Consider the following 15,911-nt stretch of genomic DNA (forward strand, 5'->3'; position numbering starts at 1 on the left):
GAAACGGGCCCCGGACACTCACGTTCCCTTCGCCAGGTCGAACGACAAGCCGCTCGAACGCTCGCCGCGGCCGACGTCGCGGCGGATGCTCAGCCACACGGCCACCCGGCCGGTTTTCGTGCGGGTCCGGTTGTACGACACCGTCAGGCGGGTGCCCGATCTCGGCACCTCCTCCTCGTTGACGAAGTACGAGTCCCCGCGGTCGAAACCCTCGCGCAGCAACGCCGTTCTCGGGCGGATCAAGCTCGCGTCCACCTCGCTCGGCATCGCCGCCCGCTGCAGCTGGACCGCCCGGCTGTCGCCCGGGACGTGGACCGGGATGAACGGGATCCAGTTCTCCGGCACCGAACTCATGACGTCGTACGCGATCGGCGCGCGCGGGTCGTCCGGGGCCGGTGCCGGGTGCCGGCGGCGGCGGAACGCCAGCGATTCGGCCGCCATCTCGTCGCCCGCGCGGCCTTCGCCCGTCGTCGTGCGGACCGTCTGCTCGATGCCCCACACCAGGTTGGCGCTCTCGTCGCGGACCAGGGCCACGTCCTCGAGCGCCGGGCCCGTCGCCACCTTCGGCGTGCCCGGCGGCAGCAGCACGCCGGGGCCGCCGCCGAGCGTGTACATCGACCAGTGCGCGGTGTCGCCGGCCGGGGTGATCCAGCGGCGCTCGCCGAACACGTCGGTCACGCACAGGCCCCCCACGGTCGCGAGCGTGCCGGCCGGCAGGTCGCACGGCAGCTGGTACCAGTCGTTGCTGAACACCAGCGCGAACTCGAGGAAGATCAGCCGGGCCAGGTCGGTGCTGTCCGGGGTGACCGCGGCGAAGTTCGTCTTGCCGTCCTCGACCGACCACCAGCGGGGCAGCGGCATGCCCGAATAACGCACGGGGGAGGGGAACACGGTCCGGTTCAGCGTGACCGGTGCCGGCGTGCTGCCCAGCGACCCCGGCGCGGCGGAGAACGCGTGCCAGTCCAGCTCGCCGCCGGGGTACTCCGGTGCGGTGAGCACCTGGTCGCCGGCCCCGATGGAAAAGCGGTGCTCCAGCCGCCGGGGGTCCCACGCCGAGTCGCCCGCGGGCCGGTCCGGGGTGACTCCGCCGGGCTGGTCGACGAGGTCGTCGAACCAGCCGGTCAGCCGCGGGCCGAGCGCGTCGAGCTGGGTCCGGCGCTGCCGCGACAGGTCCCGGATCCCGTCGGAGGCGTGCCCGCCCCCCTTGAGGTGCCGGTACAGCAGGTAGCCGTCCAGCCGGCGGCCGGCCACCGCCTGCGTCGCCGCCCAGACCTCCGGGTGGGCGAGCTGCGCGGCGTCGTCCGGGCCGGGCAGCGCGATCGGGTACCGCGCGACGAACTGCCCGGCGGTGTCCCGCAGTCCCGACGTCCGGGCGAGCAGCCGCAGCCACCGGCGGCCCAGCGCCAGGCGCAGGTCGAACGAAAGTGGTTCGGTGCCGAACGCGAACGGCAGCAGCTGCCGCTCCGCGACCGTCTCGAGTGGACGGTCCGGCGGCAGCGCGACCGGCGGGCCGTCCGGGCCGGTGTCGGACCGGAACCGGCCCGGCGCGCTCGCGGTGACCGAGTAGGTGGCGGTCACCGGCGAACCGGCGTCGCTGCCGCGGAACTCGCCGAGCTGCCACTGCCGGGCCAGCAGCCACAACGGATCCCGGACCTCGGCCCGCAGCGCCCGGGCGAAGTCGGTCGTGCGCGGCCGGCCTTCCAGGCGGTTCCAGACCCCCACCGTCGGGTTTTCGCGGCGGGTCAGCGCGCCGGCGAGGTCGGCGATGCGGGGCTCACTCATGGTCTGCCTTCCAGCGGGTGTTGGCGATCGCCAGGTCGGTGCTGATCGTGATCGGCTGCCGGGTGGCCGACAGCACGGTGGCCGGCAGGAGCTGCGCGTACCCGGTGTCGTCCAGGTGCACCGGTTCGACGAGCCGGGTCTTGGCCAGGTCGAAGGTTTCGTTGACGGCGGCGACGAGGTCGTCGGCGGCCCACGTCCCGGTCTTCACCGGCGGGGTCACCAGCAGCATCGCCTGCGGCGGCTCGGAATCCGGGCTGTCCGCGTGGACGGCGATGCTCGTGGTCTCCCGCTCGGCGGGGATCACCTCGGTCCACTCGTCGAAGAGCAGGCCGCACTCGCTGTCGGCGCCCCGCGACGGCTCGGTCGCGTAGTGCGCGGTGAACAGCAGCCGGTCTTCGGTGAGGTCGGCGCCGGCCGCGAACTCCATGCCGAGCCAGTGGTCGCCGGATCGCAGCGGCAGCTGGATCGGCTGCAGGCGCGTCCGGTCTTTCTCGTCCTTGTCGGCGTCCTCGCCGAGCAGGCCGTCGTCGCCGCGCAACGCGTCGCTGAGCAGGACGACGCGTTCCCAGAGCCGGGGCATCTCGCGGACCCGGGCGATGCCGTGCAGCCAGTCGTCCACCGGGAAGTCCCGGCCGATCGGCGCCTTCGTCAGGTGGTCCACCAGGTCCGTGCTGTCGTCGAGGGCGTCGTGCAGGTCCTCGGCCAGCTGGTCCGGGAGCGCGTACTCGGGCACCACGAGGACGTCGGTGCCGAGCAGCGCCTGCAGCGCCTCGAGGGCGGCCTTGGTGCGATCCGGCGGGGTGACGGCCTGGTCGAAGCCGGTGAGCGCGGTGGTCGCCGCCGCCAGCCGGCCGGCGACCTCGGTCTGCAGCGCGCGGGCCCGGGTCAGCAGCTCGCGGCCGAACTCCACCACCCGGTCCTGGAACGGCGTCAGGTCGAGGCCCGTGGGGTCGAAGTCGGTGACCGGCAGGCGGCCGACGTCGTGCAGCAGGTCGCCGAGCTTCGTCGCGTCGGTCCCGGCGACGTCCTGGAGGTCTTCGAGCCGGTCGGCGAAGAGGTCCCGCTTGTGGCGGACCGCCGTGCGGAACTCGCCCGGTGTCTTCGGGTCGAGGGCCGGCGTCGTGACGACCAGCCGTTCCGCCTGCCGCAGCACCCGGATGCGCTCGGCGTCCGGAGTCGACTTCGGCAGCGCGTCGTAGGCGGTGAGCAGCGTGTTGGCGGCGGCGAGCGCCCCGGCCATCCGGTCGGCGACGGCGGCCACCGCGGCCAGCACGGCCGAGAAGACCCCGCGCCGCCACGCCGTCAGCTCGCCCCAGCCGCTGCGGACCACGCCGAAGCCGGCCGCCGTGGTGACCAGCTCGGCGTACCGCGTCAGCAGCGAGTCGATGCGGTCGAGCACGTCGGCGCGCTTCGGCGGCGCGGGCGACGGCGGGTACAGCCTCGTGACGTCCCCGATGTAGTCGGCCACGTCGTCGGCGAGGTCGTCGAGGGCGTCCCGCACCGCTTCCGGCCGCCTTCTCTCGACTGTGACGGCGTCGTCGAGGCTCCGGTCCACCGCGGCGGGCCCGGCCGCGGGGACGAGGTCGGTCGGGCGCAGGGCCCGGCCGGTCGTCAGCAGCGTCCGCAGCGCGGTGATCAGCGGCGACAGCTCGAAGAACGTGATCTTGCCGTCGATCCGCTCGGTGTAGCGGATGGTCAGCTCGGCGTCCGGGCGCGGCGGGTGGTCGTCGTCGACGACGACGCCGATGATCCGGTCGTCGAGCTCGGCCATGGCCGGGTCGCCGGTCGGGCGCACGGTCCAGAGCAGGTCGATCGGCGACAGGTCCAGGTCGTCCTGGGTGACGTCCCGGTGCTGCGGGCGCCCTTTCCCGTCGGTCCAGGTGACCCGGGCGGCGACCGACCGCGGCGGGGGCAGCAGGCTGGGCAGCCAGTCGTCGACCGCGGGTTCGGCCTTGGCGCGGGGCGAGTCGCCGCCGCCCGGGTTCAGCCCGGTCCGCAACCGCAGGCCGAACCGGTGGGTGAGCGTCGTGCCGCTGCGGGGCGTCTCGATCACCGTGGGCTCGGGCGGCAGGCCGTCCTTGGCGTAGGCGTCGAGGGTCGCCGAAGCCCGCTCGACGTTGCCGGCGAGCGCCTGGTGGGCCGACTCGGCGACGGCGAGGTCGGCGACGGCGTCGTTGGCGTCGAGCAGCAGGGCCGCCTCGTCGCTGATCGCCTGCTTCTGGCCGGCGTTCGCCTCGGGCAGCCCGGTGAGGCCGAACGGGTAGATCTGCGCCACCCCGGCCCCGTTGAGGTGCCGGACCAGCGCCAGGCCGTCGACGACGTTCCCGGCCTCGACCTGCGTGATCTTGTCCGGTTCGGCGGCGGTCTCGGTGATCTTCCCCGCGCGCAACGGGAACTTCAGCCGCAGCCCGGCGATGAACTCGTCGACCTCGGCTTGGGCGTGGCGGTCGTGCAGCCCGCGCTCGAACCGGTAGCCGAGCAACGCGCCCAGCGACTGGCCTTGCCGCAGCCCGGCGAGGATGCCGAGCGCGACCCGCACGCGGGCGGAGCCGAGGTTCACCGCGAACGTGCCGGGGTTTTCGGGCGTGCGGTTGGCGGCGTAGCCGGCGCGCAGCACGGCCGCGGTCCGGGCGTGCCCCGGCGACGGCGTGTGCACGAACCCTTCGTTCCTTTCGTCGTGCAGCAACGGTTTCCCGCCGGCGAACACCGTGGCGAGCGGGCCGGTGAGGGTGACCGGGGTGAGCGGGTCGGTGCTCGGGCGGACGTCTTCCAGCCAGCCGTACGCGCCGAGGTGCAGCCCCGGCTTCGCGGTGCCGATGCCGCCGGGCCCGAACCGCAGCTCGGCCAGCCGTTCGGTGGCCAGCCCGAGCCGCCAGGCGTCGAGCCGGTAGGAAGCCAGGTCGAGGTGCTCGGCGAGCACCCGCTCCAGCTTGGCCGTCGGCAGGCCGGCCAGCAGCCCGAGCGCGGTGACCTGCTCGGCCAGCGCGGCGGTCGGCCCCGGCTGGTGCAGGACGCCCGGGATGAAGTCGACGAGCAGCTGCTCCGGGTTCCCGGTGACGGCGGGCGCGGGGGAGTACAGCAGCCGGAACCGGCTCTCGCTGAGCGCCTGCTCGCCGGGCGCCGGGATCCGGACGTGCACGAACGGCGAGTCCGCTGTGGACAGTCCGGGCACGCCGGCCGCGCTCGCGAGGGCGCGGGCCGCGTCGTCCCAGCCGAGCAGGACCGCGTGCCGCAGCAACAGGTAGAGCAACGCCGACGGCGGTGTGTCGCCGGTGAAGCCGAGCTCCAGCCGGATCGCGTCGAGGTCGGTGGCCGCCGGGTCGCCGCCGGCCAGGTCCGCCAGCCAGCGCACGTAGTTCTTGTGGTCGGGGGTGTACTCCCGGATCGGGTCGGTCTCCGACAACGGGCGGTCGTCGACGAGCGGGGCCAGGATCGGCTGTTGGAAGTCGGTGAACAGCCGGCGCAGCAGGTCCGGGTCGCGGCCGGGGCCGGTGTCCGCGCCGAAGCGCGCGAGCAGCGCCCGCACCGGGCCCGGCAGGCCCAGCGCGTCGAGCGCCGGCTGCACGGTCGAGCCCAGCCCGCCGAGGTTCTCCCGGTTGAACAGGTCTTCGACGCTTTGGGCGTACCGCTGGTGGTACTCCGCCGACGTCGGGTGCAGCGCCAGGAGGTCCAGCAGCCGCTGGTGCGGGTCGGGCGCGTCGGGGTCGAGGCGCGGCACGCGGGCGACGGCCGCCGTCCAGTCCACGCCGGCCGCGGTCAGCACCTTGTTCAGCGCACGCCGATGGGTGGCGGTGTCCGGGTAGGCGAGCTTCGAAAACACCGTCGTCGGCAGGATGCCGTAGGGCTGGCGCCCGATCTTGACGGCCGGCAGCGGGCCGCGGCCGGACACGTACTTGAGGAAGAAGTCGCGGGTGGCGGCGACCGCCGCCGGGCCGAGCAGCGGGTTCAGCGCGGTCTGCAGGAAGTAGCCCCAGGTCGCCGGCCACAGCGCGGTGTTGGCGGCGCGCGCGTCGCGCTGGTCGGTGCCGTCCGCGTTCGGCATCCCGGTGAGCACGGCCGGGTCGAGGCCGAGCAGGTCGGCGAACACCCGGCCGTCGGTCCGGCTCGTCCAGTCCGGCGCGGCGGCCGCGGCCGCTCCGGTGGTGCTGCGCAGCGCCGCGGCGGCCTCGTCTTCCGCGTCCTGCCCGGCGGCCAGCGCGTCGGAGTTGTTCGTCGGCGTGCCCTGCGGCAGCAGGGCGAACCCGTCCGGGCCGCGCAGCTGCCGGGTGATGAGGTCGGCGAGGTCCGTGGCGGTCTTGGCGGGCGCGGACTGCTCACGCAGCCCGAACGCGACGAGCCGGTCGAGCCCGCCGCGGATCTCGTCGGTGAGCGGGATCCGCACGCCCATCCCGACCGCGACCGCGCGGTCGAAGTCGGTCAGCCAGCGCAGCTCGTCCGGGACGTGCAGGGCGCCGGTCTGCTCGTTCACGCTGATCTGGTCGACGGCGTTCGGATCCGGGCTGACCGGCAGCGTCGCCGGCACGGTCGCGCCGGTGACCGAGACGACCTGGCGGCTCCCGAGGTACCCGCGCACCTGGAAGCGGTCCGGCAGCAGCCGGGCCCGCGCGGCCTGCGTCCACGAGTCCGTCGCGGTGCTGTTCGCCGCCGGTGCGGGGAGCACCAGGAAGGCCACGGCGACGTCGTTGCCCGGGGTCACCGGCGCACCGTCCACTCCGGACGGACGGCGGGCGCGGATCGCGTTCGCGCGGGTGTCGTTGCCGTTGACCGCGACGCGCAGGGCGGCGTCGGCCTGCCGCAGCAGCAGCCGGTCGCCGTGGGCGCGCCACACCGCGGTCCAGTACGCGACGGTCGGCGCCTTGTCGTTCGTGGCCACGGCGGTGGTGCTCCGGACGACGAGCACGACGGTGGTGCCGGGCACGGTGGCCGGTTCGTCGGCGGGGTTCGCCGGGACCCGCGTGGTCAGCAGCCAGGCGGCGCGCCCCGCGGCCACCCGGCCGGTCAGCTCCTGCCACGCGGCGGCGAGGGGAACCGGCCGGTGCGCGGCGGCCCACCGGGCGGTCCAGTAGGCGTCGACCGCGCCGATCTCGGCCACCGTCGGCTTGGTTTCGGACTTTTCCACCGACCACTCGTCGGGGAACACGCGGACGAGCAGCTCGGTCGGCGTGAACCGGGTTTCGAGGCGGACCGGGCCGAGCAGCACCGGGAAGTCGTCACTCAAGGCGGTCATCGCGGCAACATCTCCTGTGCGTGCACGGCCACCATGACGGGGACCTGGAAAAGGATGTAGGCGAGGTCGGCCGAACCGAGGCCCGAGAACCAGAGCGGCAGGTTCTCGTCTTCGGCGCGCTGGTCCTTCTTCTCGCGGTCGTCGTCGGGGCTGTCGAAGTCGCCGAGGGCGACCTGGACGGCCGGGTCCAGCTCGAGGAACCCGGTCCGGCCGGGGTCGACGTCGTCCCAGGTGAGGTCGTTCCAGACTTCGACGTGGGTGGGCGGTCCGTCGTCGACGCCGAAGCGCGGGTCGCCGGGGCGTTCCTTCAGCACGAAGAACCAGCCGGGGTCGGCGCCCGGCGTGCCCAGTGCCTCGTCGGCGTCGAGGTCGAAGCCGAGCAGGTAGATGTCCGGCTCGACCTTCGCCTCGTACCGGGGCAGCCGGACCTGCTCGGGCGACGGGAGCCCGTCGGCGGGCAGGTCGGCCAGTTCGCGGGGCTGGGTGGGGTCGTTGCCGGGGAACTGCGCGCGCTGCGCGTAGATCGCGGCCGTGGGGTACTTCTTGAGCAGCTCGCCGCGGACGACGAGAACGAGGTCGTCGCGCTGCGGGCCACCGGGGCGCGGGTCGTCCGGCCGCCGGTTTTCGTTGTCCCCCAACCGGGTCGTGACCGGCCACTCGTGGATCGGCGGGATGTCGTAGCCCCGCTCCCGGCGCTGCGCGGCGGTCTCGTTCGGCACGGGCAGCGTCGCGACCGGGTCCCAGAACTGCCGGAACGGCGTCCCGCGCTGGTCGGTCGGGTACTCCCGCCACAGCAGTTCGCGGGCCATCTCGTGGTTGAGGCCGACGAGGAAGGACTCGATGAACTCGCGGTTGTTCGCCAGCAACGTGATCGAGTTCGGCGGCAGCAGGCTCAGGTTCGGCACGAGGCTGTCGACCGAGACGTCCAGCAGCGACCGGTAGGTGGGCACGTCGAAGATCGGGTAGGCCATGGCTTCGATGAACTCGGCGGCGAAGGGCCGCAGCCGTTCGGGCAGGCTGACCGACCCTTCGAGCAGCGCGCGGGGCACGGTCTCGTCGGCGTTGAGCCCGGTGAGCACCGAGCTGGTGGTCTCGACGAGGTCCAGCGGCGGCGCGGGTTTGACGCGGCCGACCGCCACGCCCGCGTCGAAGCCTTGGTGGAGTTCGCGCAGCGCGGCCTTGAACCGCTGGGCCTCGGCGCTGTCGGAGGTCCCGGAGTGCGGTGCGACCGGGTCGCCGAGGGCGCGCAGCACGAAGTCCGGGCTGAGCGGCAGCGAGCCGACGGGGTCGGCACCGGGCGGCCGGGTCGGGTGCAGCGTGGCCGCCAGGTCCCGGGGCGTGACGAGCGCACCCGGGGTGACCTTGACCGGCGCGGCGACGACGGGGTCGACCGGAGCGTCCATTCGGGACAGGAGCGCGCCGGCCTGACCGGAGAACGGCAGCGTCCGCATGAGCCGCGAGCCGGGCCGCATGATGCGGCGCATGGCGGGCGACACGGGCGCGGTCGCGACCCGGCTGCTCGCCACCCGGAACCCGACGGCGACCTGGTTCGCGGGATCGGTGACGAGGCCGGCGGAACCGCGGGTGGCGGCGAAGGCGCCGCTGCTCGCCGCCGTCGTGACCCGCGAATGCGCCGGTGCGGTGAGCGTCAGCGACCGGCCCGGCGCCGAAGCCGGAGCGGCGGCGAGCGCCGCGGGCCCGCTCCCCGCCGGCGGGTCGATGTGCTTGGCCTGCAACACGTTCCCGACTTCGCGAGCCAGCTGCGCGGCCCGGATCCGGCCGTTCGCCACCAGGACGTCGCCGACCTGGGCCCAGGCCGCCGCCATCAGCTCCTCGTCGTGGGCGCGCACGACCTGCGTGCCGAGGTTGGCCGCGATCCGGAAGCGCGGGTCGAGGTTGAGCCGGTGCAGCCAGCCGCGCAGGACCTCCGGGGACACCGGGTGGCCGTCCTCGTCGTTCAGCAGCCGGGTGGTCAGCGCGTGCCAGCGCCCGTACAGCGGCGGCGTGATCACCGGGTCCGGGCCGGTGGTGGCCGCCGGGCTCGCGGCGTGGGCCGCCGCCGGTTCGTGGCGCAGGTAGTCGTCGGCCAGGTTGAGCACGCCCGCCATGGCCTGCTCGAACGGGTGCGGGTAGGGCGGCGCTTCCCCGGTGTCGATGAAGTGGTCCCAGTTGTCCGCCGGGTCGACCGGGTCGACCGGGTCGCCGGCGCGTTCGGGCACCTTCAGCGCGCCTCGCAGCGGCAGCACCCCGCCCAGGTCGGTGATGGGTGGCAGGTCCAGGTCGAACGGCCCGTGGACGTCGAGGTCCCGCCGGCCGATCCGCGGGTCCGGGGCCTGCGGGCGGAGCAGCCGCACCAGGAACTCGAAGTCGCCCGCGGTGCCGGTGGCGAACGCCCAGCGGTGGTAGTACGGCAGGACGCCCTCGGCCGGGCGGTTCGCGTAGTGCGGGCCCCAGCTCGAATACAGCGCATCAGGCGCCACCGCCGGGTCCAGCCCGAGCCCCGCGAGCCGGCCGGATTCGAACGTCGGCACCAGGAACGCCTCGTACGCGGTGCCGGGTTGCAGGTGGCGGGGGCAGATCAGCCGGGAGCAGGCGTTGTCGGCGTTGGTGCGCACCACTTCGGTGAGCGCGGCCAGCGCGGCGGTCGTGCCGTCGGTCGCGACCGGGTCGGCCAGGGAGCCGTTGACGTGCACGTGCGCCCACGCCCCGAGCTGGTCCGCCGGCGGCAGCGTGCCCGCCGGGTCCGCGACGCTGATCGCGGGCAGCGGGCCGCCGGCGGACGGGATCTCGGCGAACTCGTCCGTGGCGAGCACGACGAGCGCCAGCCACGGCGTGAGGCGCGCGGTGTGCCCGTCCGCGGCGGCCGGGCTGTAGCGCCAGAGGAAGTCCTCTTCGGAGAACTCGATGTGCGCCAGGTAGTTCGGCTCGACGTTGGGCACGCCGGGCCGCGGCTCGGTGCGGGAGATCGCCCGCGGGTCGACGCCGACGACGTCGCCGGGCCCGTACAGCTGGACGTCGCGGTTCACCGGCTGGGTCAGGGTTTCGTGCCCGGTGATCGGATCGCCCGACACCATGAGCTGCACCTTGACCGTCGCCCGCACGCCGGCCTGTGGCGGGGTCTTCACCTGCGTGCTGATCCCGGACCGCAGCCAGGGCAGGAAGGTGTAGGAGTTCGCGCTCACGCGGCACCGCCGGCGAACAGCTCCGCGGCCGGGGTCAGCTCGGTGACGGCCGGGTCCGCGGCGGCCAGCCCGGACCGGACGACGCCGCCGGCGACCACCGCCCCGCCGTCGTCGAGGGGCGCGGCGGCGAACGACCACCGCCCGGTCCGGAGCCCGGCGGCCGCCGTCCAGTCGTCGTCCTCGGCGTCGTAGACGAACGCGCTGCGGTAGCCGGCTTCGTCGCGGTCGCTCGCGGCGCCGCCGACGACCAGCACCCGGCCCGGGCCGACCGGGACGGCGCGGTGGAACGCCCGCCCGGCCGGCATCGGGGTCTTCTCCGTCCACTTCCCGCTGCCCAGCTCGAACACCTCGGTCGCGCGCTGGCTGAACGGGTCGAAGGGCGCGGTGCCCGGCGAGCCCGGCGCGGTCCCGCCGGTGACGAGCACGGTGGTGCCGGACAGCCGCGTCGCCTGGTGGTGCCGTCGGGCGCGCAGCAGGGCCCCGGTCGGCGCCCAGACCTTCTTGCCCGAGTCGTACAGCTCGCAGAAGGCGAGCGCCGGGTCGTCGGGGACGCCCACCGGCACGACGCCGCCGACGACGAGGACCATCCCGTCGTCGAGCGCGACGGCGGTGTGCCCGGTACGGGCGTCGGTCATCGCCGGTGCCTCGTGCCACTTCCCGTCGTTCGGGGTGTAGCGCTCGGCCGAACGCAGGGCGGTGACGCTCCCGCCGGGACGGGCCGCGCTGCCGCCGGCGACGAGCACCGAGCCGTCGGCCAGCAGCACCGCGCTGTGCCCCCAGCGGGGCGTGATCATCGCGCCGGTGGTGGTCCACTGGCCGGCGTCCGGCCCGGTCGGGTGGTAGAGCTCGGCCGTGCCGAGGCCCGGCCCGGTGGGGGACGAGCCGCCGAGGCCGCCGGCGGCGAGGACCGTCCCGTCCGGCAGCCGGGTGAGCGTGTGCAGCTGCCGGGGTGAGCGCATGGTGCCGGTCGGCGTCCAGGCGCCGGACGGCGCGAGCGTCGCGGCGGTGCCGAGCGCGGTGCCGGCGGCGTCCGCGCCGCCCGCCACCAGGACGACGCCGTCGCCGAGCGGGACCGCGCCGTCGTGCTGGCCGTACCAGGCGGCGGGCGTGGGCAGGTCGTGGGCGTCGGTCCAGGTGCCGAGGGCCGCGGTGAGAGTGGTCATCGTGGGTTCCTTCGTTGACGTCATGGGATGAGCACCTCGCCGGTGCCGGCGGGGTCGGGGCCGGCGACACCGGCGGCGACGAGCACCCGGTCGTCGGGCAGTTCGGTGACGGCGTGGGCGGACCGGCCTCCCAGCAGGCCCGCGACCGTCGTCCAGGTGTCGTGCTCCGGGTCGTAGAGCAGCGCGGCGCGGTAGCCGGCCGTCCGTTCCGGGGTGCCGGTCCCGCCGGTCACCAGGACGGCCCCGGAGCTCAGCAGCAGCGCCCGGTGCCCGGTGCGCCCGCCGCCCGGCATCGGTGCGGCCGCGTGCCACGTGCCGTCCCCCGGGTCGTACCGCTCGGCCGTGGCGAGGCTGTGCGGGTCGAGCGTGCCGCCGGGCGCGACGACCGGGTCGCCGCCGGTGACCAGGACCGTGCCGTCCGGCAGCAGCGTCGCCTGGTGGCCGGTGCGCGCCTGGGCGAGGCTGCCGGTGACGACCCAGTCCTCCCGCGCCCGGTCGAACACCTCGCAGTAGGCGAGCCGCCCGTTCGCGCCCGGGAGGGCGCCGCCGACGACGAGGACGTCGCCGGTGCCCAGCAGCACCGCTCGGTGGCCGGTGCGGGCGTCGGTCATCGGCGGCAGCGGCGTCCAGGTGCCGGTGCCGGGGTCGAACGCCTCGCACGCGGTGAGGGCGCCGTCGGCCTGCCCGGCCCGCACGCCGCTGCCGCCGGCGACCAGCACCCGGCCGCCGATCAGCTTCGTCGCCGTGTGGCCGTGCCGGGCGACACCCAGGTCCGCCGCCGGCGTCCACGCGCTCGCGGCCGGGTCGGCCAGCTCGGCCGTCGCGAGCACGGCGTCCGCGCCGCGGCCGCCGGCCGTGAGCACCCGGCCGTCGTCGAGCCGGGTGGTGGTGTGCCCGCGGCGGGCGGTGCCCAGCGCCGGGCCGGTGGCCCACGAGTCGGCGGTCGGGTCGAACAGGGTGGTGGTGGCGACGGCGGCGCCGTCCTGGCCGGACCCGCCGGCGAGCAGCACGCGGCCGGTGGTCAGCGGGACGGCGTCCACAGTGGACACCGGGGCCGGCAGGACGCCCGCGGGGGACCAGGTGCCCGGCACGCCGGGGGCGCCCACCGCTTCGGCCGCGGGGATCACGTGCAGCAGGCCGTCCAGCCCGCGGTCCGCGGCGACGAAGCCGGTGAGCGCGTCTTCGGCGGTCGCCCGGCTGCGGAAAGTCGTCACGGTGGCCCGGCGGGCGATCGAGCCGGGCGGGAAGGCCTGCCGGTTGCTCTTGCGGTAGGCGACGACGAACCGCTGTTCGGTGACGCGGACGGTGTCCTGCGCGGCGAACGGCTGCTTCTGCGCGGCCTGGCGGGCGGACAGGGCGGCGCGGCTGGTGCTGCTGCCCTTGGTCAGTTCGTCGAAGACCGGTCCGCTGACGCTGTGGAACCGTTTCTGCGGCGCGGCCGGCCGGGCCGCTCGCGAGGTGGTGGTGGCGCTGTCGATCAGGTGCAGTTCGTAGCGGGCGCTGCGGCGGACGACCCGGGCCGTGGCGAGGGCGGTGTCGGCGGTCAGCTCCAGGCCGGCGTCCTGGGTTTCGTAGGACGGCCGCGAGAGGGCGGCCGCGTCGGAGAGGGTCTGGAACTGTCCCATCGCGAACCGGTCGCCGGTGAACGACACCCGCTTCAGGCCGGTGTTGTCGACGGGGGCGACGGTGAACCGCTTGCCGTCCCCGGCTTTCTGTCCGCCCACGCGGTCCAGCCGGACGCCGAGGGGCAGCGCGCGCTGCCGGACGAACAGCGTGCCCAGCGGGTGCAGCACGATCTCGCCGGTGTCGGGCAACTGCCGGAGGTTGACGAGCGTGCGGTTGTCCCCGGACGGCAGCCGGGTGTCCCAGCCTTCGGTCTTGCCGATTTCGTTGGCCAGCAACGGAAGAACGGCCACCGGCGGCAGTGTGGTGTCGCGGTTCTCGCCCCAGGTGATGTCGAAGTCGGCCGAAATGGAGAAGAACAGGAAGCCGATCGACCCCTTGCCGTGGGCTCGCCAGGGTGCCGGTCCTTCGAGCTGGAAGTCGAGGTCGATGCCGAAGGCGCCGACGCCGAAGGCGCGCAGTGTCACGTGGGCGCCGATGTGGATGGCGAACCGGAACGGCGACAGCTGGAACAGCGCGTCGAACCCCAGATGGCCCTCGACGCGGAACGCGCTGAACCCGAGCCGCAGCTCGGCTTTCGCGCCGAACTGGACCGTGTTGCTCGTGACGGCGAAGTACCCGGAGACGCGGATGAGCTGGTTGTTGCGGTTGAGGATGTCGACCGACAGCCGGTCGGGGATCGGGAACGGCAGCGGCGGTGGGCGGTACGCCGGGTGGAACCCGCCGACCGTCAACACCAGGTCGGGGTTGTCACCCCAAGCGACCAGCACGCCCATGCCGCCGTCGATGGTCATCGTCAGGATGCGGCTGTCGAACAGTTTCGCGAAGAACCACAGCCGGGACTTGTCGAGTTCGAGGGCGCCGACGAACTGGGCCTGCACGACCAGCAGCGGGTCGTCCTCGGTGGGCAGCGCGGCCTTGAGGACGCCCAGAACGGCGATGTTGCTGGGGATTTCGATGATCACGCCCAGCGAGATGCTGACCAGGGTCGGCGTGCCCCAGCCGATCTTGGCCATCGGCCCGATCAGGAACGTGCCTTGCTCGGGCGGGAAGAACCGCGCCAGGTCGGACAGGATCCGGGGCGCGTTGGCGACCACGTCCTTCGGGAAGGCGACCGATTCGATCGCGCCGGTGCGGACGCCTTCGACCAGCGCCGCGAGGTTCATCCCGCGGTTCAGCCCGAGGAGACCGCCGACGGCCAGGAGCCGGAAGCCGTACCCCAGCTGGATCCCGCTGCCGAACTCGGCGGTCAGGACCATCAGCAGGGAGAAGCCCGGCGAGCCGTCCGGCTGGCGCGTCGTGATCAGCCCGATCGCCTTCAGCGCGAGGAAGTCCGCGAACTCCAATTCGAGGGAGCCGGAGTACTCCCCGCGGTCCGGGTCGAACGAGAGGGTGCCGCCGCCGGCGATCGCGCCCGCGTCGACCGCCAGGCCGACCCCGGTGGGCGGCTTGAACCCGACGGAGAAGTCGGCGAGCCCCAGGCCGCCGCCGCTCGGCGGCTGCTCCAGGCGCAGCACGGCACCGGTCCGCGCGACCGCGGCGAAGACCGGGCCGAGCTGGGCGGTGATCGAGCCCGACGCCTCGAACCTGACACCGCCGGCCGCCAGCAGCAGCGCGAGGTGCAGCCCGGTGAGGGTCACCGGCCCGGCGCTGAGGTCGACCGGCACGTCCACCTCGGCGCCGCCGGATCCCTTGAAGCGCAACCCGGTGGCCGAAGACCACGTCAGCACGAAGTCGACGTCGAACTCGAGCTTGCCGGCGGGCAGCAGCGTGCTGATGAAGCCGTCCGCGTCCGCCAGGTCCAGGACGATCTTGCCGCCCTCGACGGCGGCTTCGAACACCAGCGCGCCGTCGGCCCGCCGTTCGGTGGGGTTCCACACGAGGTCCGCGCCGACTGTCGTGCGCAGGCGCCGCGCCTCGATCCGCGAGCCACCGGCCGTGCCCAGGACGACGATCGGCGGCGCCCCGTCGGCGTACGGCGCCTGCAGGCCCAGCCGCACCCCGCCGCGCACTTCGGCCGTCGGCGGGACGACCCGGATCCGCGCCGGCGGCAGCAGTTCGACGGCGGCTTTTTCTTCCAGGGCCGCGTCGGACGTCACGACGAACGCGACCGTGTCCCCGATCGGGATGGTCAGGTCCAGCGACTGGTCGGTGGCCAGGCGCAGCTGCGCGTCGACACCGGGGACGGGATCGTCGGTGACGCCGACGTCGACCCCGGCGATGCGCAGGAACGGCGGCGGCCCGGTCTGCACGAAGGCGAAGTCCGTGACCGCGACGAGGAAGATCGAGAGCCGTCGCAGCAGCAGGTCCCAGTCGAACCCGGGACTGCCCCAGGCGTAGACGTCGGCGAGCACGCCGACCGGGTCGCGCAGCAGCGCGGTCAACCGGTCCACGCGCAGCACGCGGCGCACGTGCGCGGGCGCCGCCGGGGTCGCGGCCAGCGGGGTCGATTCGAGGATCCCGAGCAGGCCCAGCAGGTACCCGGCGACCGGCTTGCGGTCCTCGAGGTAGGTGATGAGCGCGAAGCCGAACAGCCGCTGCGCGAGTTCGGCGGCGAACGCTTCGACCTCGGCCCGGCCCGGTCCCGCCGTCTGCGCCGCCGCCGTGATCGCGGTGGACACCACGTCGACGGCCGTGGCGACCGACTTGACGATCGGCGTCACGGCGGCCACCGCCGCGGTGATCCGGGCGGTGTCGCGGGCGTCGATCGCCGCGGCCAGGTCGTCCACCACCCGCGGCAGGGTGCTCAGCGCGGTCGCGGCCCCGCCGACGGCGTTCTGCACGGCCTGCGCGCCGAGCACCGCGTCGGGCGCGGGCAGCCCGATCTCGGCGAACAGGAGCGGGATTTCGGCGCCGCGCAAGCGTTGTTCGAGCGGTGCGAACGCGCGGCCGGCTTCGAGCAGCAGGGTTTCGACGGTCAGTGCCATCCGGTGC

At 74.5% G+C, this 15,911-nt stretch carries 5 protein-coding genes; all 5 read right to left on the reverse strand.

Annotated features, from left to right (window positions below):
• Window positions 1-18: 18 nt before the first annotated feature.
• From ACERZO_RS01085 to ACERZO_RS01105, 5 genes are read right to left on the reverse strand one after another with little or no spacing between them, the layout of a single operon-like run.
• Window positions 19-1,782, reverse strand: coding sequence for a hypothetical protein (locus ACERZO_RS01085; RefSeq protein WP_372660205.1), 1,764 nt, complete (start codon window positions 1,780-1,782; stop codon window positions 19-21).
• The gene (locus ACERZO_RS01090) at window positions 1,775-7,009 is read right to left on the reverse strand and encodes a hypothetical protein (RefSeq protein WP_372660207.1); all 5,235 of its coding nucleotides are present in this window, start codon (window positions 7,007-7,009) and stop codon (window positions 1,775-1,777) included. The genes ACERZO_RS01085 and ACERZO_RS01090 overlap by 8 nt, the downstream gene beginning before the upstream one ends.
• Window positions 7,006-10,191, reverse strand: a complete 3,186-nt coding sequence (locus tag ACERZO_RS01095; protein WP_372660209.1) for a hypothetical protein — start codon at window positions 10,189-10,191, stop codon at window positions 7,006-7,008. Before ACERZO_RS01095 ends, ACERZO_RS01090 begins: the two co-directional genes overlap by 4 nt.
• Window positions 10,188-11,354 (reverse strand): Kelch repeat-containing protein, encoded by a 1,167-nt coding sequence (locus tag ACERZO_RS01100; RefSeq protein ID WP_372660211.1) that lies wholly within the window; start codon window positions 11,352-11,354, stop codon window positions 10,188-10,190. The genes ACERZO_RS01095 and ACERZO_RS01100 overlap by 4 nt, the downstream gene beginning before the upstream one ends.
• A 20-nt stretch (window positions 11,355-11,374) precedes the next feature.
• A complete protein-coding gene (locus tag ACERZO_RS01105) occupies window positions 11,375-15,904 on the reverse strand; it encodes a DUF6603 domain-containing protein (protein WP_372660213.1) in 4,530 nt (1,509 codons plus the stop codon).
• Window positions 15,905-15,911: the final 7 nt, after the last annotated feature.

It is taken from the genome of Amycolatopsis kentuckyensis (assembly GCF_041679295.1).
GTDB classification, from domain to species: Bacteria; Actinomycetota; Actinomycetes; order Mycobacteriales; family Pseudonocardiaceae; genus Amycolatopsis; species Amycolatopsis kentuckyensis_A.

Bases quoted from the DNA above. Each gene is read 5' to 3' on its own strand.
- ACERZO_RS01085 (WP_372660205.1), bottom strand. From the start codon at position 1,782: ATGAGTGAGCCCCGCATCGCCGACCTCGCCGGCGCGCTGACCCGCCGC.
- ACERZO_RS01100 (WP_372660211.1), bottom strand. From the start codon at position 11,354: ATGACCACTCTCACCGCGGCCCTCGGCACCTGGACCGACGCCCACGAC.
- ACERZO_RS01105 (WP_372660213.1), bottom strand. From the start codon at position 15,904: ATGGCACTGACCGTCGAAACCCTGCTGCTCGAAGCCGGCCGCGCGTTC.
- ACERZO_RS01090 (WP_372660207.1), bottom strand. From the start codon at position 7,009: ATGACCGCCTTGAGTGACGACTTCCCGGTGCTGCTCGGCCCGGTCCGC.